Below are 25,260 nucleotides of genomic sequence, written 5' to 3'. Positions count from 1 at the left end.
CAGTTACTCTATTACGATTAAGGAGCGCTTAACAATCTCTCAAATTTGGCTGTAGGAATTAATCAGACGCTTGCGTTATGCGCTGCTCCGCGTCCGCGCTTTCTTTCCAGTATTTCTTCCGCGTTGTTTTACCGATGCCGGGATTCATGCTGTTTGTAGGGTCATTCTCGCGATAAAACTGCTTAAGTGCGTCGGGGGCTTTATAAAGATGTCCGACGTTATGTTCCGCAGGATATTGTGCGCCACGTTCACGCAGAAGGGCGAGCATCTGCTCCTTCAGTTCGTGTGCATCGACCCCTTTTTTGACGATGTAATCCTGATGGAAGACATAACACATAAAGTGGCCGTAATAGAGCTTATGCACCAGCTTGCTGTCGATTTCCGGCGGCAGGTGTTCAAACCACTCGGTATCGTTACGCCGCAGAGCGATATCCAGCGCCAGAATATCTTCCACCTCTTCGGAATGCACCGCCTGGTAACGGATGGCGGCACCCGCAGCAGCGAAGCGGTGCAGGAAGGCTTTGCTGCCTTCTTCCGGCGTGCATGCAAAGAAATCACCCTCAGCGGTTTTGAAAAATTCAGTCAGCCAGGACTGCGCTTCGGCGATCCCGTCTCCGGCCATTTTCAGCAGCAGGTGGTGTTCGTACCTGTCGCGCCAGGTTTTCATTCGCTCCGGTAAATGCGCCGGGAAAACGTTGCCCAGCTTCTGCATAAAGCGGTCGGTGAAGTGGGGTTTGAACAGCGACACTTTCTCCAGCATCGCGTCGGTGCGGCCCTTCATGGTGAAGAAGAACGGCATTTTGTCGGTGCCCAGCTTGTCGATCATCAGGAACGTGTCTTTGCCGTAACGCTCGGCGATGTCGTAAATGTCCCGGTGCATGTACTCGCCCGCCACCGGCAGGTGGGTGAATTCACCCAGAATATGACGGCGGATCTCGGTCAGAACCTCAGGCTGATTGGTACCAATGTAAAATACCTGCTGCTTTTTCTCTGCCGGGAAGGTATCCAGGCGCACGGCAAAAACGGCAAGCTTCCCGGCGCAGCCGGAGGATTCAAACAGGCGGTCCGGGTCGGCGTTGTAGCGCGCTGGTGTATCGGCGTCGATATCCCGCACGCGGGTCACGTAGTCGTGATCGTGCGCGTGGCGGCCGTCGTGCTGCACGTCTTCGTCCTTCACGCGATCGTCGTCGAGCTTGCTGAGGATCTGTTCCGGCGTCACGCCGAGATCGATCCCCAGATGGTTGACCAGCGTCAGCTTGCCGTTTTCGTCAATACGGGCAAACAGCGACATCTCGGTATAGGCCGGGCCGCGCTGCACCAGCGAGCCGCCGGAGTTGTTGCAGATCCCACCGACCACCGAGGCGCCAATACAGGAGGAGCCAATCACCGAGTGCGGCTCACGACCCAGCGGCTTAAGCGCTTTTTCCAGGGAATAGAGCGTGGTGCCGGGGAACGCGAGCACCTGCTCGCCTTTGTCCAGCAGGTGCAGCTTGTCGAGGCGCAGGGTGCTGATAATCACGATGTCGCGATCGTAATCGTTGCCGTTCGGCGTGGAGCCTTCGGTCAGGCCGGTATTGGCGGCCTGCATTAAAATGATCTTGTCGGCGGCGACGCAGGCGCTCAGCACGCGCCACAGCTCCAGCAGCGTGCCGGGGAAGACAACCGCCAGCGCCTCGCCCTGGCCGGAGCGGAAACCCTTACGGTAGCGGGCGGTTTTGGCCGGGTCGGTAAGCAGGTGAGAGGAGCCAACCAGGCGCGACAGTTCGTTAATAAAAGCCGTGTTATCGTTTGTTCGAACAGAAGACATCTTCCACTCCTTGTGGTGGGGCAAATTTCTCGCTGTAAAGCATAGCGCGATTAACTGTTAAGCGGTCGAGTATTCACGAGAAAAATCAGAGAATAACCCTGCAACGTTCTGAGGGTTTGTGGCACACTGCGCTTTTCGCACGGTATGGCCGAGATCGTCCGGCGGTTATTGATGAGAGAGTAAAACGACATGAAATGGCTATGTTCTGTAGGTGTCGCCGTAAGCCTGGCGCTGCAACCTGCGCTGGCAGAGGATTTGTTTGGCAATCACCCGCTCACGCCTGAAGCACGGGATGCGTTTGTCACGGAATTGCTCAAGAAAATGACGGTCGATGAGAAAATCGGCCAGCTGCGTCTTATCAGCGTCGGCCCGGATAACCCGAAAGAGGCCATCCGGGCGATGATCAAAGACGGGCAGGTAGGGGCCATCTTTAATACCGTCACCCGCCAGGATATCCGCAAGATGCAGGACCAGGTGATGGATCTCAGCCGCCTGAAAATTCCTCTGTTCTTTGCCTATGACGTGGTGCACGGCCAGCGTACCGTCTTCCCGATTAGCCTCGGCTTAGCGTCTTCCTTTAACCTCGACGCGGTGAAAACCGTCGGGCGCGTGTCGGCTTATGAAGCGGCGGACGACGGCCTGAACATGACCTGGGCACCTATGGTGGACGTCTCGCGCGATCCGCGCTGGGGCCGCGGCTCGGAAGGCTTTGGTGAAGATACGTATTTAACCTCCACGATGGGCAAAACCATGGTGGAAGCGATGCAGGGCAAAAGCCCGGCGGACCGCTACTCGGTGATGACCAGCGTCAAACACTTCGCAGCCTATGGCGCAGTGGAAGGCGGTAAAGAGTACAACACCGTCGACATGAGCCCGCAGCGCCTGTTTAACGACTATATGCCGCCGTACAAGGCAGGGCTGGATGCGGGCAGCGGCGCGGTGATGGTGGCGCTGAACTCCCTGAACGGCACGCCGGCGACGTCCGATTCCTGGCTGCTGAAAGACGTGCTGCGCGACCAGTGGGGCTTTAAAGGCATCACCGTTTCTGACCACGGCGCGATTAAAGAGCTGATCAAGCACGGTACCGCTTCCGACCCGGAAGACGCGGTGCGCGTGGCGCTCAAGTCCGGCATCAACATGAGCATGAGCGATGAGTATTACAGCAAATACCTGCCGGGGCTGGTGAAGAGCGGCAAGGTCACGATGGCGGAGCTGGACGATGCCGCGCGCCACGTGCTGAACGTGAAATACGACATGGGGCTGTTTAACGATCCGTACAGTCACCTGGGCCCGAAAGAGTCTGATCCGGCAGATACCAACGCCGAAAGCCGTCTGCACCGTAAAGAAGCGCGTGACGTGGCGCGCGAAAGCCTGGTGCTGCTGAAAAACCGCCTCGACACGCTGCCGCTGAAAAAATCCGGCACCATTGCCGTGGTGGGCCCGCTGGCCGACAGCAAGCGCGACGTGATGGGCAGCTGGTCTGCCGCAGGCGTGGCTGACCAGTCGGTGACCGTGCTGACCGGTATCAAGAGTGCCGTGGGTGATAACGCCAAGGTGATGTACGCCAAAGGGGCGAACGTCACCAACGATAAAGACATCGTGACCTTCCTCAACCAGTATGAGGAAGCTGTGAAGGTCGATCCGCGCACGCCGAAGGAGATGATTGACGAGGCGGTGAACGCCGCGAAGCAGTCTGACGTCGTTGTCGCGGTCGTGGGGGAAGCGCAGGGTATGGCGCACGAAGCCTCCAGCCGGACCGATATCACCATTCCGCAGAGCCAGCGCGATCTGATCGCCGCCCTGAAAGCCACCGGCAAGCCGCTGGTGCTGGTGCTGATGAACGGTCGTCCGCTGGCGCTGGTGAAAGAAGACCAGCAGGCTGACGCCATTCTGGAAACCTGGTTCGCCGGTACCGAAGGCGGTAACGCCATCGCCGACGTTCTGTTTGGCGATTACAACCCGTCGGGCAAGCTGCCGATGTCCTTCCCGCGCTCCGTCGGGCAAATCCCGGTCTACTACAGCCACCTGAACACCGGTCGCCCGTACAACGCCGACAAGCCGAACAAGTACACCTCTCGTTACTTCGACGAAGCTAACGGCCCGCTGTATCCGTTTGGTTACGGCCTGAGCTACACCACCTTCAAGGTTTCTGACGTGAAAATGTCAGCGCCTACGATGAAGCGTGACGGCAAAGTCACCGCCAGCGTTGAGGTGACCAACACCGGCAAGCGCGAAGGGGCAACGGTGATTCAGATGTACGTTCAGGATGTCACCGCGTCGATGAGCCGTCCCGTGAAGCAGCTGCGCGGCTTTGAGAAGGTCAACCTGAAGCCAGGCGAAACCCAAACTATCAGCTTCCCGATCGACGTGGATGCGCTGAAGTTCTGGAACCAGCAGATGAAATATGACGCGGAACCGGGCAAGTTTAACGTCTTTATCGGCGTGGACTCCGCCCGCGTGAATAAAGGTGAGTTCGAACTGCTGTAACCTGTCCCTCCTTTGCCTCCCCCCGTCCTGCGGGGGAGGCGTCTTACCTTATGCTAAAAAGGCATTTTGACGGTTAATTCTGCCGTTTTAAGCTACGCTTTTCTCTCAAGCCTCTGAAAAAGGCAGCAAAATAAATGAGGATAGTAGAATGACGATTGCAAAGGGGATGTTGGGATCTGCGGTGCTGCTGGCGGCGCTAAGTCTGCCGCTACAGGCGGCGGAGCCGGTAAAAGTGGGCTCAAAGATCGATACCGAAGGGGCGCTGCTCGGCAATATTATTTTGCAGGTGCTGGACAGCCACGGCGTGAAAACCGTCAATAAAGTTCAGCTCGGCACCACGCCCGTCGTGCGCGGCGCGATCACCTCCGGCGAGCTGGATATCTACCCGGAATACACCGGCAACGGCGCGTTCTTCTTCAAACAAGAAAACGATCCGGCATGGAAAAACGCTAACGCCGGGTATGAGAAAGTCAAAAAGCTCGACGCGGAACAGAACAAACTGGTCTGGCTGACCCCAGCCCCGGCCAACAACACCTGGACTATCGCCGTGCGCAAGGACGTGGCGGAGAAAGGCAAGCTCACCTCGCTTGCGGATCTCAGCCGCTACCTGAAAGAGAAGGGCGATTTCAAGCTCGCGGCCTCTGCGGAGTTTATCGAGCGTCCTGATGCGCTCCCGGCGTTCGAAAAAGCCTACGACTTCAAGCTCGACCAGGCGCAGCTGCTCTCTCTGGCGGGCGGGGATACCGCGGTGACCATCAAAGCGGCGGCGCAGCAAACCTCTGGCGTTAACGCGGCCATGGCCTACGGCACCGACGGCCCGGTGGCGGCGCTCGGCCTGCAAACCCTGACCGATCCTAAAGGCGTACAGCCGATTTACGCCCCGACCCCGGTCGTGCGTGAGGCGGTGCTGAAAGCCTATCCGGAGATTGCCGACTGGCTCAAACCGGTCTTCGAAAAACTGGATGAAAAAACGCTGCAACAGCTGAATGCCAGCATTGCCGTCGAGGGGCTGGATGCCAAAAAAGTGGCCGCCGACTTCCTGAAACAACAAGGGCTTGTGAAGTAACGGGAAAGGGCTGTGCCAATAAAATGTCATAACCGCGTCCTGCTGCTGCTGGCCTGCGTGGCCATCGCGGCGGTCGCGCTGCCGTTTGTCAACGTAGCCCCAAACCGTCTGATGTCGGGGGAGGGCAAAGCACTCTGGCAGGTCTGGTCTTTCACGCCGGGGTGGCTGGCGGCGGCGCTGGCCGCGTGGGTTGCGCTATCGTTCTGGCAAGGGCGCACGGCGCAGTGGCTGACGCTGCTCCTCGCTGAAGGGCTGTTTATCATTCTGTTCTGGAGTGGCGGGCTGGCGGCGACGCACATGGCGTCGGCAGAAAGTCCGCTGGCGAGAACCACGGTGGGTAGCGGCCTCTGGCTGTGGCTGGCGCTCTGTCTGCTGGTCAGCAGCGATGCCATTCGTCGACTCATCTCCAGCGCCGTCTGGCGCTGGGTGCTCAACGCGCAGATATGGTGCATTCCCTTGTTCCTGCTGTTCAGCGGGGAACTGAACAATCTCTCGCTGTTAAAAGAGTACGCCAACCGCCAGGAGGTGTTTGATGATGCCCTGGCACAACACCTGACGATCCTCTTCGGCACGCTCTTTCCGGCGCTGCTGCTCGGGATCCCCCTGGGCATGTGGTGTTACCGCCATCCTTCACGCCAGGGCGGGGTCTTTGCCGTGCTCAACGTGATCCAGACCATTCCTTCCGTTGCGCTGTTTGGCCTGCTGATTGCGCCGCTGGCCGGGCTGGTGAAGTCATTTCCGGTGCTGGGAACGCTCGGCATAGCCGGAACGGGGTTAACGCCCGCCCTTATCGCGCTGGTGCTGTACGCCCTGCTGCCGCTGGTGCGCGGCGTGGTCGCGGGCCTGGGCCAGGTCGCACCTGACGTGCTGGAAAGCGCCCATGCGATGGGCATGAGCGCGCGGCAGTGTTTCTGGAAAATTCAGCTCCCGCTGGCGCTGCCCCTGCTGCTGCGCAGCCTGCGGGTGGTAACGGTACAGACCGTCGGCATGGCGGTGATTGCGGCGCTGATTGGTGCGGGCGGCTTTGGCGCCCTGGTGTTCCAGGGGCTGCTAAGCAGTGCGCTCGATCTGGTGTTATTGGGCGTGGTTCCGACGATTGCGCTGGCGGTTGTCGTCGACGCGCTGTTTGCCTTATGGCTCGCGCTGCTCAGGAGAAGAGCCAATGATTGAATTTCACGATGTCAGTAAAACGTTTGCCGGTCGCCCGGCGGCGAGCCACCTGAACCTGAACTTTGCCGAGGGGGCGTTTTCCGTGCTGATTGGCACCTCAGGCTCGGGAAAATCCACCACCCTGAAGATGATCAACCGTCTGGTTGAGCACGACAGCGGGCTGATCCGCTTTGCCGGAGAAGAGATCCGCAGCCTGCCGGTGCTGGAGCTGCGCCGTCGGATGGGCTATGCCATTCAGTCTATCGGCCTGTTTCCACACTGGACGGTGGCGCAGAACATCGCCACCGTGCTGCAGCTGGAAAAATGGTCGCGGGCAAAAATTGCCGATCGGGTGGATGAGCTGATGTCTTTGCTGGGGCTCGAGCCCGCGCTGCGCGACCGCTATCCGCACCAGCTTTCCGGAGGCCAGCAGCAGCGCGTGGGCGTGGCGCGCGCGCTGGCGGCCAACCCGCAGGTGCTGCTGATGGATGAACCCTTTGGCGCGCTGGATCCGGTCACGCGCGGGGCGCTGCAGGCGGAGATGACCCGCATTCACCGCATTCTCGGACGCACGATCGTTCTCGTGACGCACGATATTGATGAAGCCCTGCGCCTGGCTGACCATCTGGTGCTGATGGATCATGGCGAAGTGGTGCAGCAGGGCTCGCCGCTTGAGCTATTAACCTGGCCGAAGAACGACTTTGTGCGCGAGTTTTTTGGCCGCAGCGAACTGGGCGTCAGGCTGCTCTCCCTGCGAACGGTCAGCGACTATATGCGTCGGGATGCGGTGTCGGTGAGCGGCGAACCGCTGCAGGCGCAGATGAGCCTGCGGGATGCCCTGTCCGCGTTTGTCGCGCGCCAGTGCGAGGTATTGCCCGTCTCGGACGCTCGCGGGACGCCGTGCGGAACCTTACATTTTCGCGATCTGCTGGCCGGGGAGGTGACGCGTGAAGGCACTGCGTGATCCGCTCCTCTGGCTGGTAGCGCTCTTTGTCGCCTTGCTGTTTCTGATGCCTCACAGCGCGGCGCTGTTTAACGCCCTTTTTCCCGGGCTGCCGCGGCCGGTCTATCAGCAGGAGAGCTTTATTAATCTCGCCCTTGCGCATCTCTGGCTGGTGGCGCTCTCAAGCGCCATCGCGGTTGTGCTGGGGGTAGGGGCAGGCATCGCGGTCACGCGTCCTGCGGGCCGGGAGTTTCGTCCGCTGGTAGAGACGATAGCGGCCATTGGACAGACGTTTCCGCCGGTGGCGGTGCTTGCGATAGCGGTTCCGGTGATGGGCTTTGGCCAGCAGCCTGCCATTATTGCGCTGATTTTATATGGCGTACTGCCGGTTCTGCAGGGCACGCTGGCGGGCCTCGCGGCGGTACCGGCGTCGGTGCAGAGCGTGGCTGAAGGGATGGGGATGAGTCGCGGCCAGCGGCTGCGTAAGGTTGAACTGCCGCTTGCGGCACCGGTTATCATTGCCGGGATCCGCACGTCGGTCATCATTAACATTGGGACGGCGACCATTGCGTCTACGGTTGGTGCCAATACGCTGGGAACGCCGATTATTATCGGCCTGAGCGGGTTTAATACGGCTTATATAGTGCAGGGAGCGGTGCTGGTCGCGCTGGCGGCAATCGTCGTCGATCGCCTTTTTGAGCGGCTCGCGCTATACCTCAGCCGACACCGCCGCGAACAATAAACGAGTATCCTGCCAGCATCACGCCGCCGATACCGCTTACGGCCATCAGGACAAAAAGGGTAATAATGGCCAGTTTGGTTGCCTTCATCATGTGCTCCTGTTGTTAACGGAACAATTATACGGTGAAGCGCAGCTGTTAATGAACCATTAAATGCCGTTATGGCTCATCCGGACCAAGGGAATAAACCGGGTAACCATTCTCACGCCATTCCGTCAGCAGCTGTTGCTGCGTGGCGGACGGCACTTCGCCACACCAGACCAGCAGGGTCTGGCCCTCAAAAAACTCAGGCTTAAGCTGCGCCAGCGAATGCGCCAGGACATCTACGCGCCAGCCCTTCTGGGTGGCAATCCACGCTTCCAGCCACAGGCGGGTGGTATCGTGCACGTTCCAGCCGACCACCAGCGCATCTTTTCCGGCTTTGTTCTTCGCCGAGGCAAGGCAGACGGCGATGTAGTTGATCAGCACCCCGTCGAGCATGCTGAGCAGCGCCTGCAGGGTGGACTGCTGGCACTGCAGGCGTCGACGGAGCGGAATGAAAAGATGGTTGATCAGCGTCTGTGCCGGATAATCGCGGCCTTGCTCTTTTATCCATGCGCGCAGGCGCTGCAGGTTGCCCGCCTGCAGGAGTCGCAGCAGGGTTTCCTGTTGTTCGCGCCAGAGGTGCTGCGTGTCCGGGTCGTCGTGGCTCAGCAGGGACTTCACCTTGCCGACCTGCACCCCGTTGTCGATCCAGCTTTTAATTTCGCGAATGCGGTCGATATCGGCTTCATTGAAAAGGCGATGCCCACCGTCGGTCCTCTGCGGTTTGAGTAATCCATACCGTCGCTGCCACGCCCGTAGGGTAACGGGATTGATATCACAAAGGAGTGCCACTTCACCTATTGTGTAAAGCGCCATATTCGCCCCCTGGCTTACGCGTCCCCAGCTTAACTGTAGACTCACTTTGGCGAACCAGGAAAGATTGATTGATTTTTGAACAAACAATGCGAAGCATGCGCGATATTCAGAAAAAGGTGTGATAACGGACACGATTTTGCGCTTTTTTGGAATGCTTCAAAGAAAGTAAACCCGCATCAGTGTATGTTACGCGTTTTTAGCGTGTGCGGTTTTGAGTATGTACGAGTTTAATCTGGTGCTGCTGTTGCTTCAGCAGATGTGCGTGTTTCTTGTCATTGCCTGGCTGATGAGCAAAACGCGCCTGTTTATCCCGCTGATGCAGGTCACCGTACGTCTGCCGCATAAGCTGCTCTGCTACGTCACCTTCTCTATTTTCTGCATCATGGGGACTTATTTTGGTCTCCATATCGAAGACTCTATTGCCAATACGCGCGCTATCGGCGCGGTGATGGGCGGGCTGCTGGGCGGTCCCGTCGTCGGTGGCCTTGTCGGTTTAACCGGGGGGCTGCATCGCTATTCCATGGGCGGGATGACGGCGCTCAGCTGCATGATCTCCACGATCGTGGAAGGTCTGCTCGGCGGGCTGGTGCATAGTTACATGATCAAACGCGGCCGCCCGGATAAAGTCTTCAGCCCGCTCACCGCCGGTGCCATTACCTTTGTAGCCGAAATGGCGCAGATGGCGATCATTCTGCTCATTGCCCGTCCGTTTGAGGATGCGCTGCACCTGGTCAGCAGCATTGCCGCTCCGATGATGGTGACCAATACCGTGGGCGCGGCGCTGTTTATGCGCATTCTGCTCGACAAGCGCGCCATGTTTGAGAAGTACACCTCGGCCTTTTCCGCGACGGCGCTGAAGGTCGCCGCCTCGACCGAAGGGATCCTGCGCCAGGGCTTTAACGAAGAGAACAGCATGAAGGTCGCCCAGGTGCTCTACAAGGAGCTGGATATCGGCGCGGTGGCTATCACCGATCGCGAGCGGCTGCTGGCCTTTACCGGCACCGGGGACGATCACCATCTGCCGGGTAAACCCATCTCCTCAGCCTACACGCTGCGCGCCATTGAAACCGGTGAGGTGGTGTACGCCGACGGTAACGAGGTGCCTTATCGCTGTTCGCTGCATCCGCAGTGCAAGCTGGGCTCCACGCTGGTGATTCCGCTGCGCGGCGAGAATCAGCGGGTGATGGGCACCATCAAGCTGTATGAGGCGAAAAACCGTCTGTTCAGCTCCATCAACCGCACGCTGGGGGAGGGGATCGCCCAGCTGCTGTCCGCGCAAATTCTGGCCGGGCAGTATGAACGGCAGAAAGCGCTGCTGACGCAGTCCGAAATTAAGCTGCTGCATGCCCAGGTCAATCCGCATTTCCTGTTCAACGCCCTCAACACGCTCAAAGCGGTGATCCGCCGCGACAGCGATCAGGCCGCGCAGCTGGTGCAGTTTCTGTCGACCTTCTTCCGCAAGAACCTGAAACGGCCGTCTGAGATTGTGACCCTCGCCGATGAGATTGAGCACGTGAATGCCTATCTGCAGATTGAGCAGGCGCGTTTCCAGTCGCGCCTGCAGGTGTCGCTCTCCGTGCCGGATGAGCTGGCGTATCAGCATCTTCCGGCCTTTACCCTGCAGCCGATTGTGGAAAACGCCATTAAGCACGGCACGTCGCAGCTGCTGGGAACGGGGGAGATAACCATTACCGCCAGCCGTTTTAATCACCATCTGGTGCTGGATATTGAAGACAATGCCGGGCTTTACCAGCCTTCCGCCTCCGGCGGTCTGGGGATGAGCCTGGTGGATAAACGCCTGCGCGCCCATTTTGGCGACGACTGTGGCATTACCGTCGCCTGTGAGCCAGACCGATTTACCCGTATTACCGTACGACTGCCGCTGGAGGAAAACGCATGTTAAGAGTGCTGATTGTGGATGACGAGCCGCTGGCACGGGAAAACCTGCGCGTTCTGCTGCAGGAGCAACCGGATATTGAGATTGTGGGGGAGTGCGCGAACGCCATTGAGGCCATCGGCGCGGTGCACAAACTGCGCCCGGACGTGCTGTTCCTCGATATTCAGATGCCCCGCATCAGCGGACTGGAGATGGTCGGCATGCTCGACCCGGAACATCGTCCCTACATCGTGTTTCTGACGGCGTTTGATGAATATGCCGTTAAGGCTTTTGAGGAGCACGCGTTTGACTATCTGCTCAAGCCGATTGAAGAGAAGCGGCTGGAAAAAACGCTCACCCGTTTACGTCAGGAGCGCATCGTACAGGACGTCACGCTGCTGCCGGAAAACCAGCAGCCGCTGAAGTTCATCCCCTGCACCGGGCACAGCCGGATCTATCTTCTTCAGATGGATGATGTGGCCTTTGTCAGCAGCCGCCTGAGCGGGGTGTTTGTCACCAGCGCGGAAGGGAATGAAGGGTTTACCGAGCTGACCCTGCGCACGCTGGAGAGCCGCACGCCGCTGATTCGCTGCCACCGCCAGTATCTGGTGAACATGGCGCACCTGAAGGAGATCCGCCTGGAAGATAACGGCCAGGCCGAGCTGGTGCTGCGTGCCGGGCAAACGGTGCCCGTCAGCCGTCGCTACCTGAAGAGTTTGAAAGAGGCGATTGGGCTGTAAAGCTGGTACACTGCGCGCCATTGCATCATCGACATTCGAAGGCTCTATGCTAAGTAACGATATTCTTCGTAGCCTGCGCTACACCCTGAAAGCGAACAATAACGACATGGTGCGCATTCTTGCGCTGTCCGACATGGAATCCACGTCTGCGAGTTTTGACACGTGGATGACCAAAGAAGACGAAGAGGGATTTGTCCGCTGCCCTGACATCATTCTGTCGGGTTTCCTGAACGGCCTGATTTACGATAAGCGTGGCAAAGATCCGGCCGCGCCAGAGCTGGCGCTTGAGCGTCGCGTGAACAATAACACGGTGCTGAAAAAGCTGCGCATCGCCTTCTCGCTGAAAACGGACGATATCGTGGCGATCATGACTGAGCAAAAATTCCGCGTATCCGTGCCGGAAGTCACCGCCATGATGCGCGCGCCGGATCATAAAAACTACCGCGAGTGCGGCGATCAGTTTCTGCGTAATTTCCTGCGCGGGTTAACTCACCGGGTGCATCACCCGAAGGCGTGATTGCAGAATGGGTGTGGCCTGATGCCCTCACCCCGACCCTCTCCCACAGGGAGAGGGAGAAAACAAAATGCCATAAAAAAGCCGGAGATAATCTCCGGCTTTTTTGTTATTTCACCTGCTGACCCGGCTTCGCGCCTTCGTCTGGGCTTAACAGGAAGATATCTTTCCCGCCAGGGCCTGCGGCCATCACCATCCCCTCAGAGATGCCGAAGCGCATTTTGCGCGGCGCCAGGTTCGCCACCATCACGGTCTGACGACCGATCAGCACCTGCGGGTCCGGATAGGCAGAACGGATGCCGGAGAAGACGTTGCGCTTCTCGCCGCCGAGATCCAGCGTCAGGCGCAGCAGCTTGTCAGAGCCGTCCACGAATTCCGCGTTCTCGATCAGCGCCACGCGCAGGTCGACTTTGGCGAAATCATCAAAGGTAATGGTTTCCTGAATCGGATCGTCCGCCAGCGGGCCGGTAACCGGTGCCGCAGCCGCCTTCACCTCTTCTTTAGACGCTTCTACCAGGGCTTCAACCTGCTTCATCTCGATGCGGTTGTACAGCGCCTTGAAGGTGTTGACCTTGTGGCCGAGCAGCGGCTGCTGGATTGCATCCCAGGTCAGTTCGGTGTTCAGGAACGCTTCAGCACGGGCTGCCAGCTGCGGCAGAACCGGCTTCAGCCAGGTCATCAGCACGCGGAACATGTTCAGACCCATGGTGCAGATCGCCTGCAGGTCAGCGTCGCGGCCTTCCTGTTTCGCGACCACCCACGGGGCCTGCTCGTCCACATATCGGTTGGCAACATCGGCCAGCGCCATGATTTCACGAATCGCTTTACCGAATTCACGGCTTTCCCAGGCTTCACCAACCGCAGCGGCGGCATCGGTGAAGGTTTTATACAGCTCAGGATCGGCCAGTTCAGCAGAAAGCACGCCGTCAAAACGCTTCGCGATAAAGCCCGCGTTACGGGACGCCAGGTTGACGACCTTGTTGACGATGTCCGCGTTCACGCGCTGCACGAAATCTTCCAGGTTCAGGTCGATATCGTCGATGCGGGAAGAGAGCTTCGCGGTGTAGTAGTAGCGCAGGCTGTCCGCGTCGAAGTGGTTCAGCCAGGTGCTGGCCTTGATGAACGTCCCGCGGGACTTGGACATCTTCGCGCCGTTCACCGTTACGTAGCCGTGTACGAACAGGTTGGTTGGCTTGCGGAAGTTGCTGCCTTCCAGCATCGCCGGCCAGAACAGGCTGTGGAAGTAAACGATGTCTTTACCGATGAAGTGGTACAGCTCGGCAGTGGAATCTTTCTTCCAGTATTCGTCGAAGCTGACGGTATCGCCACGCTTGTCGCACAGGTTCTTGAAGGAGCCCATGTAGCCGATTGGCGCGTCCAGCCAGACGTAGAAGTATTTGCCCGGCGCGTTCGGGATTTCAAATCCGAAGTACGGCGCATCGCGGGAGATATCCCACTGCTGCAGGCCGGATTCGAACCACTCCTGCATTTTATTCGCCACCTGCTCCTGCAGCGCGCCGCTGCGGGTCCACGCCTGCAGCATTTCGCTGAAGGACGGCAGATCGAAGAAGAAGTGCTCGGAGTCACGCATCACCGGCGTGGCGCCGGATACCACGGATTTCGGCTCGATAAGCTCGGTCGGGCTGTAGGTCGCGCCGCACACTTCGCAGTTATCGCCGTACTGGTCCGGGGATTTACATTTCGGACAGGTGCCTTTGACGAAACGGTCCGGCAGGAACATGCCTTTTTCCGGATCGTACAGCTGAGAGATGGTGCGGTTTTTAATAAAACCGTTCTCTTTCAGACGGGTGTAGATCAGCTCCGACAGCTCGCGGTTTTCGTCGCTGTGCGTGGAGTGATAGTTGTCATAGCTGATGTCAAAGCCAGCAAAATCAGTCTGATGCTCCTGACTCATTTCGGCAATCATCTGCTCCGGGGAAATCCCCAGCTGCTGCGCTTTCAGCATGATCGGCGTGCCGTGGGCATCGTCCGCACAGATGAAGTTAACCTCGTGGCCGCGCATTCGCTGGTAACGGACCCAGACATCAGCCTGGATATGCTCCAGCATGTGGCCGAGGTGGATTGAGCCGTTGGCGTACGGCAGTGCGCACGTTACCAGAATTTTCTTCGCGACTTGAGTCATAGTAGGCATTACTTCTTTTAACTGTGAAAAGGGTTTTTGATATTACCAAAAGGGGCATTATTAAGTAAGCACAAACCACGGCCTTTCAGGTAAACTTGTTCATCTAAGGTCTTATTCACAAGAACAAAGGAGTCGGGATGAGTTCTCAATCCCAGGCCAAATCACCGGAAGCCTTACGAGCAATGGTCGCCGGGACGCTGGCTAACTTTCAGCATCCAACCCTGAAGCACAATCTCACTACGCTGAAAGCGTTACACCACGTCGCCTGGCTGGACGACACGCTGCACATTGAGCTGCAGATGCCGTTCGTCTGGACCAGCGCCTTTGACGCGCTGAAAGAGCAGACCAGCTCTGAGCTGCTGCGCATGACCGGCGCGAAGGCGATCGACTGGAAGCTGAGCCACAGCATCGCCACGCTGAAGCGCGTGAAAAACCAGCCTGGCGTGAACGGCGTGAAAAACATCATTGCCGTCAGCTCGGGCAAGGGCGGGGTGGGGAAATCTTCTACCGCCGTTAACCTGGCGCTCGCGCTGGCAGCGGAAGGGGCAAAGGTCGGTATTCTGGATGCCGACATCTACGGTCCGTCTATTCCGAACATGCTGGGCGCGGAAAACCAGCGCCCAACCTCGCCGGACGGCACCCACATGGCGCCAATCATGGCCCACGGTCTGGCGACCAACTCCATCGGTTACCTGGTGACTGACGATAACGCCATGGTCTGGCGCGGCCCGATGGCCAGCAAGGCGCTGCTGCAGATGCTGCAGGAGACGATGTGGCCGGATCTGGATTATCTGGTGCTGGACATGCCGCCGGGCACCGGTGACATTCAGCTGACGCTGGCGCAGAACATTCCGGTGACGGGAGCCGTTGTGGTGACCACGCCGCAGGATATTGCGCTGATCGACGCCAAAAAAGGCATCGTGATGTTCGAGAAGGTGGAAGTGCCGGTGCTCGGTATCGTCGAGAACATGAGCATGCACATCTGCAGCAACTGCGGCCACCACGAACCTATCTTCGGCACGGGTGGCGCAGAAAAACTGGCCGCGAAGTATCACACCCAACTGCTGGGACAGATGCCGCTTCACATTACCCTGCGCGAAGATCTGGATAGCGGCAAGCCGACGGTGGTCAGCCGTCCGGACAGCGAATTTGCAGAAATGTATCGCCAGCTGGCGGGACGCGTTGCGGCGCAGCTTTACTGGCAGGGCGAAGTCATCCCAGGGGAAATCGCGTTCCGCGCGGTGTAATTCCTCTTCGCTTAGTGCCGGGTGGCGGCTTCGCCTTACCCGGCCTACGAAATACGGTTTTGTAGGTCAGGTAAGCGAAGCGCCACCTGACTTTACCCAAGCCGATAATGCATCAGATAGTATTCTCCCTCCGGAGAATCCCCCGTCGCCTCAATGTGCCAGCCGTGCCGCTGGTAAAACGCGACAGCCCGCGCATTCTTCACCAGACACTTAAGCGAACCCGTACTGGTAAACGTCTTCTGAACCTGTTCCAGGAGCATACGCCCGACCCCATGGCTTTGATACTGCGGGTCGACAAACAGGTTGTGCAGGAAATTATCGTTCGTCCAGACGGAGGCAAAACCCAGGCGACGGCCGTTCTGCGTGGCAACCCAAATCACTTCGTCACGGGTGGCCGCGTCAAAGTCTTCAAGCTGCCAGTCTGAACTGTCCAGCCATGGCCAGGCCTCACGCCGGGCGTGGAGGAAGAGCGTGCGCAGGAAAGGGCGATCGCTTTCCTGCCAGGGGCGGATCAGGATGGTATTAGCGGTGATAGAAAATATCTCCGTTATAGGCTTTGTAGATTTTGCCATCCGCATCGCCAATCAGCACGTAGTTCTCGCCCATGTAGGTCCAGTGGGTTCCGGCATCCGGAGCCGGCAGGTTACGCAACTGGTACTGTTTGATGGTGTACTCCGGCGTTTGATACTGAGCCGGCGCCGTGTCGCCAATCTTGAATTTCGTGAAGTCAGCGATGAACTCTTGTTCTTCGTAAGCGCTGATGCCTGATGCTGCTGGTGCTGCGTTAGCCACGCTTGCCAGGGTCATCACGACACCCAGAAGCAGCCATTTACACTTAGCCATTTTTTCTCCAGTTAACCTGTTTTTACTTTTTGCTTTTGCACGTCAACAATACGGCAACCTGACTATTTTATGTATCAGACTATGGCTTGTTCCAGGAAAAATGTAACAAAACTGAACATAACCCGGGGATCGTTTTCCGCTAGGAGCACGACACTTCTTTACAGCATGACGCAAACTCGCCCGCTATGATGACCTCCGGTTAAATTGAGAGGTCACAATGGATAACCGCAAAATCAGTCGACTGCGCCGCTGGGCGCGGGAAGGGATCATACTCGTTCTGCTGACGCTGGCCGTGGTATGGGGTGTTGATCAGTACCGAAAACCGACGCTCCCCGCCAGTTTTAGTGCAACGCCGATGCAGAGCATCGACGGCAACGTTCACGATATTGCGGCGCTCAGCCAGGATCGTCCGCTGCTGATCTACGTCTGGGCCACCTGGTGCAGCATATGCCGTTACACGACGCCTGCGGTTAATCAACTGGCAGAAGAGGGCGGGAACGTGGTGAGTATCGCCATGCGTTCTGGTGACAACGCAAAGCTTGAGCGCTGGGTTGATAAGAAACAGCTAAAAATGCCGGTGATTAACGATGCAAACGGTGCTTTGTCGCAGCAGTGGCAGGTGAGCGTCACGCCAACGCTGGTGGTTGTGTCGAAGGGGAACGTGGTCAGTACCACGACGGGCTGGACGAGCTACTGGGGATTAAAATTAAGGATGTGGTGGGCAGGCGTATAAAAATAACCCCTCTCCCGGCGGAAGAGGGGTGTTGTATTACTTAGCCAGAACTTCCTGCGCGGTGCGCTCAACCAGAGACAGCAGGATTTTAATATCTTCCAGCGTCACGGTTGGGTTCAGCAGCGTCAGCTTCAGGCAGGTCACGCCGTTATGCTCGGTCACACCGACGTTTGCACGGCCGGATTCCAGCAGCGCGTCACCAATTTTCTGGTTCAGCAGGGCGATACCCGCTTCATCCGTCTGCACCTGTCCGCGGAAGCGGAACAGAACGCTTGCCAGCTGCGGCTGCATAACCAGCTCCAGCGCAGGCTGCGCTTTCACGTAGGCCGCAACCTGCTGTGCCAGGGTCACGCCGTGATCGATGATCGCCGCGTATTGCTCCTGACCCAGCGCTTCCAGGCTCATCCACAGCTTCAGCGCGTCAAAACGACGGGTGGTTTGCAGAGATTTGGAAACCAGATTAGGCACGCCGGCTTCTTCGTCGAACTCAGAGTTCAGGTAAGCCGCCTGATAGCGCATCAGCTCATAGTGGCGTGCTTCTTTCAGCAGGAACGCGCCGCAGCTGATGGTCTGGAAGAACTGCTTGTGGAAGTCCAGGGTGACGGAATCCACCAGCTCGATGCCGTCCAGGTAGTGACGATACTGCTCAGACATCAGCAGCGCGCCGCCCCAGGCCGCATCAACGTGTACCCAGATGTTCTGCTTCGCCGCCAGCTCTGCAATCGCACGCAGCGGGTCGATAGCACCGGCATCGGTGGTACCTGCCGTCGCGACGATGGCCAGAATCTGCTCGCCGTTCGCATTGCACTGTTCGATTTTCGCCGCCAGATCGGTCAGATCCATGCGGGAGAATTCGTCCGTTTTCACCTGCACCACGGACTGGTAGCCCAGGCCCATCAGCGCCATGTTTTTCTGCACGGAGAAGTGCGCGTTTTCGGAGCACAGCACGCGAATTTTGCGCAGATCGCCAACCAGACCGTCCTGCTGAACGGAATGACCCTGACGCGCGAAGAACGCATCGCGCGCCAGCATCAGGCCCATCAGGTTGCTCTGAGTCCCGCCGCTGGTGAAAACACCTGCGTCGCCGGCCTGATAACCCACGCGGGTACGCAGCCACTCGATCAGTTTGATCTCAATGATGGTTGCGGACGGGCTTTGATCCCAGGAGTCCATACTCTGGTTAGTGGCGTTGATCAGCACTTCCGCCGCCTGGCTTACGACCAGGCTTGGGCAGTGCAGGTGCGCCACACACTGCGGGTGATGAACGGACAGGCTGTCTTTCAGGAAGAACTCCACGGCGCGTTCAATCGCCGCTTCGTTGCCCAGCCCTTTCGGGTTGAAATCCAGCTTAATACGGTCGCGCAGTTCCGCGACCGTTTTGCCCTGGTACATCTCAGGCTGTTTTAGCCACTGCATCACAGCCTGAGTGCTTTGTTCAATCGCCTGCTGGTAAGCTTCAATGCTCTGCGCAGAGGAGAACAAAATTGGGTTTGAATCAGACATCGTAATCAACAACTCCGGTTACGCCGGGCGAACGCCCGCAGCAAGCAGTGCCTGCTCAAATTTATCCAGGAAGATTTTCAGCTCTTCGTCACTGATCAGCAGAGACGGCAGCAGACGCAGAACGATACCGTTACGGCCACCGCGCTCCAGAATCAGACCGGCTTCGAAGCACTTCTTCTGAATCAGTGCAGACAGCTCGCCGTCGCCCGGGAAGCAGCCCATGTGATCAGCGGCTTCGTTAGGCTTAACGATCTCAATACCGATCATCATGCCCAGACCGCGCACGTGGCCGATGACCGGATAGCGTTTCGCCATCTCTTTCAGCTGGCCTTTCAGCCATTCGCCCTGTGCAGCCACTTTGCCTGCGATGTTCTGGTCTTTCAGGATTTTCAGCGTCGTCAGACCGGTTGCCATCGCCAGCTGGTTGCCGCGGAAGGTACCGGTGTGGTGACCTGGCGCCCACGCATCGAACTGCTTTTTGATACCGAGTACGGCCAGCGGCAGACCGCCACCCACTGCTTTAGACATCACGATGATGTCTGGCTCAATGCCAGCGTGTTCGAAGGCGAAGAATTTACCGGTACGGGCAAAGCCAGCCTGAACTTCGTCGAGGATCAGCAGAATGCCGTGTTCCTGAGTCACTTTACGGATGCGCTGCAGCCACTCAGCCGGAGCCGGGTTCACGCCGCCTTCGCCCTGAACCGCTTCCAGGATCACCGCAGCAGGCTTACGCACGCCGCTTTCAACGTCGTTGATCAGGTTATCGAAGTAGTACGTCAGCGCTTTCACGCCCGCTTCACCACCGATACCCAGCGGGCAACGGTATTCGTGCGGGTAAGGCATGAACTGCACTTCTGGCATCATACCGTCAACCGCTTCTTTCGGAGACAGGTTGCCGGTCACGGACAGCGCGCCGTGGGTCATACCGTGGTAACCACCAGAGAAGCTGATGATACCGCTACGACCGGTCACTTTTTTCGCGAGCTTCAGCGCCGCTTCAACGGCGTCAGCACCGGATGGACCGGTGAACTGCAGGCAGTACTCTTTGCCCTGACCAGGCAGCAGAGAGAGCAGGTATTCAGAAAACGCGTCTTTCAGAGGCGTCGTCAGATCCAGTGTATGTAACGGCAAGCCGCTGGTAATGACATTTTGGATGCTTTTCAGCACATCAGGATGGTTATGGCCAAGCGCAAGGGTCCCTGCGCCTGCTAAACAGTCAAGGTATTCTTTATTATCTGCATCGGTGATCCACACGCCTTCTGCTTTAGTGATGGCTAAAGGCAGTTTGCGCGGATAACTCCTGACGTTAGATTCAAACTCGGCCTGACGGGCCAGATAGGTTTCGTTGCTTTTGTGGGCATCTACGGTGTCAATACGGACTTTATCCGTCATCATATCACTCCTACAACCGCCGCTTCGTTATGAGCCACGATTGAATAAAAAGTTAAAAAACAGATGGGGGCCTGAAAAAAACGCCGCCAATATAGAGCCTTTTGCCACGGGGCTCAATGGTTAATTTGTTTACTGTTTTGTGACACGGGGCTGTAACGAGGAAATATCCCCATTTTTAAAATGAAAATTGCATTTTATGCCAAATAAAAACAGCGCGTTACAGGCCGTTTACCCGGTGTGTAAAGTCACAGAAAAGAGTGTGACAAATCGTGCCATCGAACGGCATAAAAGGAGGGGGACGCTTCCTGTTTCTGAGTCTTGGGCAAAAAACGGCGGTTACGTTGCATGCGCAACGGAATCACGCGGTAAAAAAGGACTTTCTACGCGCGTGGTTTCCTGATGTTCTTCACCATTAATAATATGCAGGGCGCTCAGGCGACCAATTTCATAGTGTGGCAGTTGAACCGTCGTGAGAGGAGGCAGGAACAGCTCCCCAATGCCCACCATATTGTCATAGCCGATAACGGCGATATCTTCCGGTATGCGAAGCCCTTGCCCCAGTAGCGTCTGATAGACCATAAACGCGATACGATCGTTGCCGCAGATAACCGCGTCGAACCGGGGAATGCCATTCTGCATGTGCGCCAGCAATACTGACGGAATGTCGCGATAGTGCTCATCGCCGAGTGCCATATAGCTGTGCGCCAGGCCGTCCGGATCGAGCCCCACTTCACGGCATGCACGTTCCAGCCCCTGACGACGTCGGGTTGTGGCCAGATGCCCCTTAGGCAAATGCAGGCAGAGAGGGCGTCGATAACCCTCCGCGAGTAACGCCCGCACGGCGGTATATTGCCCCTGTTCATCATCGGGAATATAGCTGGCGACCTTTTCGCCGTCACTTTCGCAGTTGGCCAGCACGCAGGGAAGGGTGAGGAGTTTGGCCGGGAGAGGAACCTGACGTAACCCCATGGTGGTGTAGATAATTCCGTCAGGCCGATGAGAAAGGAGAAGGTCGACAATGGCGTCCGGGTTGTCATCGGTAAACATATTCATCACGAAGCTGTTCCAGCCGTGCATTCTGGCCGTCTCTTCAATCGACAGCGTGATCTCCACCGAGAAAGGCGTCGTCACCGTATCGAGCGCCAGTACGCCTATGGTTTTCGGCGAGGCATGCGCGCCGCGAATTTTCTTGGCGGAAAGATCGGGCACGTAGCTGGTCTGCTCGATAGCCAGTTGAACGCGCGCCAGCGTTTCCGGCTTAAGGCGCTCCGGGCTGTTCAGCGCACGTGAGACCGTCATCAGCGATACGTTAGCCAGCTTTGCGACGTCCTTCAGGGAAGCCATTTTCTTACTCCGTTAATGCTCTGTGTGAAAGGGTATACAACTAAGTCGCTGATGTAAAAGGAAGGCTGATGCACATGCCTGGTCAGGCTTACCTCCGTGATGAATGTTTGATCGCGATCTCATTCTCTTAATGTTAACGTTAACTTTCGTGATTAACATCTTAAATCTTCACCAAACAGCATGAGAAAGAAATTATGTTAACGTTACCATTGCGTCATTACTCCAACATGAGAATGTCATGATGAAAACGCATCACTCTCACAGCTACCCTTTATTAAGCGCACTACTCTTTTTCTTTTTTGTCACCTGGTCATCTTCCGGCTCGCTACTCTCCATCTGGCTTCATCAGGAAGTGGGCCTAAAAGCGGGGGATACCGGCATTATCTATGCCGTGCTGTCCGTCTCCGCGCTGTGCGCGCAAATCTGCTACGGCTTCATTCAGGACAAGCTCGGCCTGCGAAAAAACCTGCTCTGGTTTCTGACCTGTCTGCTCATTCTTTCCGGTCCGGCCTTCCTGCTGTTTGGTTATCTGCTGCAAATTAACGTGTTACTCGGCAGTATTTTCGGCGGGGTTTATATCGGGCTGACGTTTAACGGCGGAATAGGGGTCCTGGAGTCCTATACCGAGCGCGTGGCTCGCCAGAGCCAGTTTGAGTTTGGCAAGGCGAGGATGTGGGGATCGCTGGGCTGGGCAGTGGCAACTTTTTTTGCAGGACTCCTGTTCAACATTAATCCGAAGCTGAACTTCGCGGTGGCGAGCTGCGCCGGGCTGGTGTTTTTTGTGTTGCTGGCACGCCTCCGGGTCTCTTCCGCGCCGCACGCCATGCAGGAGGCGGTGTCCGGCGGTAAGGTCACGCTGGAGGATGCATTGCGCCTGCTGACGCTGCCGCGCTTCTGGGCGCTGGTATTTTTTGTTATCGGCACCTGTATTTATGGCGTCTATGACCAGCAGTTCCCGGTCTATTTCTCCTCACAGTTCCCGACGCTGCAGGAAGGAAACGCAATGTATGGCTATCTCAACTCCTTCCAGGTCTTCCTGGAGGCGGCGGGCATGTTTTGCGCCCCGTGGCTGGTGAATCGCCTCGGTGCGAAAAACGGCCTGATTTTCGCCGGAATGGTGATGGCGATGCGTATGGTGGCATCGGGTCTGGTTGAGGGGCCGGTATTGATCTCCATTACCAAGCTATTGCACGCGGTTGAGCTGCCCGTTTTGCTGGTCTCCATCTTCAAATACAACAGCCTGCATTTTGATAAACGACTCTCTTCCACCCTCTATCTGGTGGGCTTTGCCTGTACAAGCTCGGTGATTGCCTCGGTGCTGTCGCCGCTGGCAGGTTACAGCTATGAGAAATACGGCTTTGCCCAGTCCTATCTCATCATGGGGCTACTGGTCTTCAGCACCACGTTTATCTCCATCTTCCTGTTGCGCTCGGGTAAGTCCTCTTCTGACCCGCTTATGCCGCAACCTTCCACCATCTGATCAAAGAGTAGAGAAATGACGTATTCCATTACGAAAGCAGAACAGGAAATTCAGTCCAGACGCGAAGGGCTCAACCTGCGCTGGTATCCCCGTTACCACCTCGCTGCGCGTGCTGGCTGGATGAACGACCCGAATGGCCTGGTCTGGTTTGATGGCTGGTATCACGCCTTTTATCAGCACCATCCGTATTCGACCCAATGGGGTCCGATGCACTGGGGCCATGCGCGCAGCAAAGATTTAGTTCACTGGGAGCATCTCCCGGTTGCGCTGGCTCCGGAAGGACCAGACGACAAGGACGGCTGTTTTTCTGGCTCAGCCGTGGTGGATGGCGACACGCTGGCGCTGATCTACACCGGCCACAAATTCCACGGCGATCCCGGCGATGAGGCTAATCTCTACCAGGTTCAGTGCCTGGCAACCAGCCGTGACGGCATCCACTTTGTGCGGCACGGGACCGTCATTGACACACCGCCTGGACTGCATCACTTCCGCGATCCGAAAGTATGGCGTGAAGGGGAGTGGTGGTACATGGTCGTTGGCGCGCGAGAGGGTGATACGGGCCAGGTGCGTGCGTACCTGTCTGCCGATCTGCGAGAGTGGCAGGACAGGGGCGTGCTCGCGGTGGCTGAAAAAGAGATGGGTTATATGTGGGAATGTCCGGACTTTTTCACCCTTAATGGTAAACGCGTGCTGATGTTCTCTCCTCAGGGGCTGGCGGCGGACGGATTCAAAAACCGTAATCTTTTCCAGAGCGGGTATCTGGTAGGTGAATGGCAGCCCGGCCAGCCCTTTGTGCGTGAAGGTGAATTTGTAGAGATGGATTACGGGCATGATTTCTATGCGCCGCAAAGTTTCCTGACGCCCGACGGCCGCCGCATTGTTATCGGCTGGCTGGACATGTGGGAATCACCTCTGCCGGAACAGGAGGATGGCTGGGCAGGCATGCTCTCCTTACCTCGCGAGCTGACGCTGAGTGCGGATAATCATCTGCAAATGCATCCAGCCAGAGAAGTTGAAACCCTGCGCGGGGCGTGGTTCCCCTGGCCGATAACTACGCTTAATAACCAGCAGATGACGCTGGTGGAACACTGCGATGCGATGGAGGTCACTCTGCAATGGGATTGCGCGAACAGCAGCGCGGAGCAATACGGCATTCGTCTCGGCGACGGGCTACGCATCTATGTTGATGTCCAGATGCAGCGCCTGGTGCTGGAGCGTCACTATCCGCAGTATGGCCTGTGCGGTACCCGAAGCGTCGCGCTTAACCTGAACGACATGCTGAACCTGCGCCTTTTCTTTGATAGCTCGTCTGTGGAGGTGTTTATTAATGAGGGGGAAGCGTGCCTCAGCAGCCGTATTTATCCTGATGCAGACGGCCGCGAGCTGGCGTTGTTTGCCTGGGCGGGGGGAGCGTCGCTTATTCATGGCGGGGCATGGCAATTAGAATAAAAGGGCTTATGACATTTCTGACCCTTTGCATGGAGTGAGACCGGCAAATAAAAAAGGCGACCGCAGTCGCCTGATTTATTTTAGCGAACCCTTCTTTTACTGCTTCATTTGCATCAATCATCATATAATCCTCAAGAATAATTGAAAAAAACGCCCATCTGTTAAGGGCGGCTTTAGCAATACACTAAAGACTGACAATCACGAATCAAATATAATTTGTTGTTTAGCCCCTTTTAAGTCAGGGGAATCTCATTTTTTAAGCTGCGAATTAACGATTTTTTCATTTTCAACAGTCAGCAAAAGCGTATAGCCTTGTTTCTTCCATACCCCATTATTAGGCTTCCAGCCATTAGCAAGAAGATATTCAGCACTATCAGAGATAGGTTTATTCATTACATGATCAGCTTCCTTAGTGATGTTATTCACTTTAGGTGCTTTTGTATTGCATTGCCCCGCAGCATCCATCACTTGTGTACAGCCTTTAGGTAAACCATGCGCAGATTGTGCTTTCTGTACTGGATAGAGCGCTTGCGCATTTTCCATTGCTTGCTTTTCAGCTGAAGCGTTTATCGTTGCCTGCCTGTTTTGTTCTGCAATGTAACAAGCATCACGGCTAATACCTTGAGCTTCACAATCTGCCATGCGTTGAGCCTGTGAAGTACAACCCGCTAACGCAGAAACAGACAAAGCTACTATCATCAACTTGTTCATATGTCCTACACCGTTATTTAAATAAAGAGAATCGTTAAGCGTGTATCTATAAGAATAGCTTCTTTCATAATCTCACCCATTCAACATACATTAGCCCCATAAAGAAACCTGTGGCCACTAATGCTAATGCCACTATAGTGGAGAATAAAATATATTTTGTCATGTTCGCTATCATCAGAATAATCAAATTAAG

At 56.8% G+C, this 25,260-nt stretch carries 22 protein-coding genes; 12 read left to right on the top strand and 10 right to left on the bottom strand.

Annotated features, from left to right (window positions below; genetic code table 11):
• Positions 1–58: 58 nt before the first annotated feature.
• Complete coding sequence (dld, locus tag GXP72_RS15450) at positions 59–1,807, bottom strand: D-lactate dehydrogenase (protein WP_024908152.1); 1,749 nt, start codon at positions 1,805–1,807, stop codon at positions 59–61.
• A 189-nt stretch (positions 1,808–1,996) separates the two neighbouring features.
• Here dld and bglX point away from each other — a divergent pair, with 189 nt between their 5' ends.
• From bglX to GXP72_RS15425, 5 genes are all read left to right on the top strand, one after another.
• Positions 1,997–4,294 (top strand): beta-glucosidase BglX, encoded by a 2,298-nt coding sequence (gene bglX / locus GXP72_RS15445; RefSeq protein WP_208763087.1) that lies wholly within the window; start codon positions 1,997–1,999, stop codon positions 4,292–4,294.
• A 148-nt stretch (positions 4,295–4,442) separates the two neighbouring features.
• Complete coding sequence (locus GXP72_RS15440) at positions 4,443–5,360, top strand: ABC transporter substrate-binding protein (protein ID WP_024908150.1); 918 nt, start codon at positions 4,443–4,445, stop codon at positions 5,358–5,360.
• Between the two features lie 12 nt (positions 5,361–5,372).
• Positions 5,373–6,530 (top strand): ABC transporter permease, encoded by a 1,158-nt coding sequence (locus GXP72_RS15435; protein ID WP_208763086.1) that lies wholly within the window; start codon positions 5,373–5,375, stop codon positions 6,528–6,530.
• A complete protein-coding gene (locus tag GXP72_RS15430; RefSeq protein ID WP_208763085.1) occupies positions 6,523–7,473 on the top strand; it encodes an ABC transporter ATP-binding protein in 951 nt (316 codons plus the stop codon). The genes GXP72_RS15435 and GXP72_RS15430 overlap by 8 nt, the downstream gene beginning before the upstream one ends.
• On the top strand, positions 7,457–8,194 hold the full coding sequence (locus GXP72_RS15425; protein ID WP_208763084.1) for an ABC transporter permease: 738 nt from the start codon (positions 7,457–7,459) through the stop codon (positions 8,192–8,194). The genes GXP72_RS15430 and GXP72_RS15425 overlap by 17 nt, the downstream gene beginning before the upstream one ends.
• Here GXP72_RS15425 and GXP72_RS15420 read toward each other — a convergent pair.
• Positions 8,169–8,282 carry a protein YohO gene (locus tag GXP72_RS15420; protein ID WP_008500895.1) on the bottom strand — a complete coding sequence of 38 codons (114 nt, stop codon included), beginning with the start codon at positions 8,280–8,282 and terminating at the stop codon, positions 8,169–8,171. The two genes, GXP72_RS15425 and GXP72_RS15420, sit on opposite strands and share 26 nt — an antisense overlap.
• A 69-nt stretch (positions 8,283–8,351) precedes the next feature.
• The gene (mlrA, locus tag GXP72_RS15415; RefSeq protein ID WP_024908146.1) at positions 8,352–9,092 is read right to left on the bottom strand and encodes an HTH-type transcriptional regulator MlrA; all 741 of its coding nucleotides are present in this window, start codon (positions 9,090–9,092) and stop codon (positions 8,352–8,354) included.
• 217 nt (positions 9,093–9,309) lie between these two features.
• On the opposite strand from mlrA, the gene GXP72_RS15410 reads away from it, so the two are divergent.
• Genes GXP72_RS15410 through GXP72_RS15400 form a run of 3 tightly spaced genes read left to right on the top strand, consistent with a single transcriptional unit; the run spans position 9,310 to position 12,225 of the window.
• The gene (locus tag GXP72_RS15410) at positions 9,310–10,995 is read left to right on the top strand and encodes a sensor histidine kinase (protein WP_208763083.1); all 1,686 of its coding nucleotides are present in this window, start codon (positions 9,310–9,312) and stop codon (positions 10,993–10,995) included.
• On the top strand, positions 10,989–11,708 hold the full coding sequence (btsR, locus tag GXP72_RS15405) for a two-component system response regulator BtsR (RefSeq protein ID WP_061714769.1): 720 nt from the start codon (positions 10,989–10,991) through the stop codon (positions 11,706–11,708). Before GXP72_RS15410 ends, btsR begins: the two co-directional genes overlap by 7 nt.
• A gap of 46 nt (positions 11,709–11,754) precedes the next feature.
• Positions 11,755–12,225 (top strand): DUF1456 family protein, encoded by a 471-nt coding sequence (locus GXP72_RS15400; RefSeq protein ID WP_008500891.1) that lies wholly within the window; start codon positions 11,755–11,757, stop codon positions 12,223–12,225.
• 106 nt (positions 12,226–12,331) lie between these two features.
• On the opposite strand, the gene metG is transcribed toward GXP72_RS15400, so the two are convergent.
• Complete coding sequence (gene metG / locus GXP72_RS15395; protein ID WP_032663202.1) at positions 12,332–14,365, bottom strand: methionine--tRNA ligase; 2,034 nt, start codon at positions 14,363–14,365, stop codon at positions 12,332–12,334.
• A gap of 137 nt (positions 14,366–14,502) precedes the next feature.
• Between metG and apbC the strand changes: the two genes are divergently transcribed.
• The gene (gene apbC / locus GXP72_RS15390; protein ID WP_045908656.1) at positions 14,503–15,612 is read left to right on the top strand and encodes an iron-sulfur cluster carrier protein ApbC; all 1,110 of its coding nucleotides are present in this window, start codon (positions 14,503–14,505) and stop codon (positions 15,610–15,612) included.
• 92 nt (positions 15,613–15,704) lie between these two features.
• Here the strand turns inward: apbC and GXP72_RS15385 are convergent, their stop codons facing one another.
• Both GXP72_RS15385 and GXP72_RS15380 read right to left on the bottom strand, forming a co-directional pair.
• Complete coding sequence (locus GXP72_RS15385; RefSeq protein ID WP_208763082.1) at positions 15,705–16,184, bottom strand: GNAT family N-acetyltransferase; 480 nt, start codon at positions 16,182–16,184, stop codon at positions 15,705–15,707.
• Positions 16,135–16,455, bottom strand: a complete 321-nt coding sequence (locus GXP72_RS15380; protein ID WP_024908140.1) for an RcnB family protein — start codon at positions 16,453–16,455, stop codon at positions 16,135–16,137. Before GXP72_RS15380 ends, GXP72_RS15385 begins: the two co-directional genes overlap by 50 nt.
• A 217-nt stretch (positions 16,456–16,672) precedes the next feature.
• Here GXP72_RS15380 and GXP72_RS15375 point away from each other — a divergent pair, with 217 nt between their 5' ends.
• Positions 16,673–17,188 carry a protein disulfide oxidoreductase gene (locus tag GXP72_RS15375; RefSeq protein WP_032645288.1) on the top strand — a complete coding sequence of 172 codons (516 nt, stop codon included), beginning with the start codon at positions 16,673–16,675 and terminating at the stop codon, positions 17,186–17,188.
• Positions 17,189–17,224: 36 nt separating this feature from the next.
• Here GXP72_RS15375 and GXP72_RS15370 read toward each other — a convergent pair whose 3' ends face one another.
• The 3 genes from GXP72_RS15370 to GXP72_RS15360 form a co-directional block, all read right to left on the bottom strand.
• Complete coding sequence (locus tag GXP72_RS15370; protein WP_024908138.1) at positions 17,225–18,691, bottom strand: aspartate aminotransferase family protein; 1,467 nt, start codon at positions 18,689–18,691, stop codon at positions 17,225–17,227.
• Positions 18,692–18,709: 18 nt separating this feature from the next.
• Positions 18,710–20,086, bottom strand: a complete 1,377-nt coding sequence (locus GXP72_RS15365) for a diaminobutyrate--2-oxoglutarate transaminase (RefSeq protein ID WP_024908137.1) — start codon at positions 20,084–20,086, stop codon at positions 18,710–18,712.
• A 333-nt stretch (positions 20,087–20,419) separates the two neighbouring features.
• A complete protein-coding gene (locus GXP72_RS15360; protein WP_208763081.1) occupies positions 20,420–21,427 on the bottom strand; it encodes a LacI family DNA-binding transcriptional regulator in 1,008 nt (335 codons plus the stop codon).
• Positions 21,428–21,665: 238 nt separating this feature from the next.
• Here GXP72_RS15360 and GXP72_RS15355 point away from each other — a divergent pair, with 238 nt between their 5' ends.
• Both GXP72_RS15355 and GXP72_RS15350 read left to right on the top strand, forming a co-directional pair.
• Entirely contained in the window at positions 21,666–22,907 is a 1,242-nt protein-coding gene (locus GXP72_RS15355) for an MFS transporter (protein ID WP_208763080.1), read from the top strand.
• Between the two features lie 15 nt (positions 22,908–22,922).
• Positions 22,923–24,356 (top strand): glycoside hydrolase family 32 protein, encoded by a 1,434-nt coding sequence (locus tag GXP72_RS15350; protein WP_208763079.1) that lies wholly within the window; start codon positions 22,923–22,925, stop codon positions 24,354–24,356.
• A gap of 249 nt (positions 24,357–24,605) precedes the next feature.
• Here GXP72_RS15350 and GXP72_RS22730 read toward each other — a convergent pair whose 3' ends face one another.
• Positions 24,606–25,067 carry a hypothetical protein gene (locus tag GXP72_RS22730; RefSeq protein ID WP_244319925.1) on the bottom strand — a complete coding sequence of 154 codons (462 nt, stop codon included), beginning with the start codon at positions 25,065–25,067 and terminating at the stop codon, positions 24,606–24,608.
• Positions 25,068–25,260 lie beyond the last annotated feature (193 nt).

Source organism: Enterobacter sp. SES19, assembly GCF_011765665.1.
Taxonomy (GTDB): Bacteria; Pseudomonadota; Gammaproteobacteria; order Enterobacterales; family Enterobacteriaceae; genus Enterobacter; species Enterobacter pseudoroggenkampii.
This window is presented reverse-complemented; position numbering and strand designations above follow the sequence as displayed.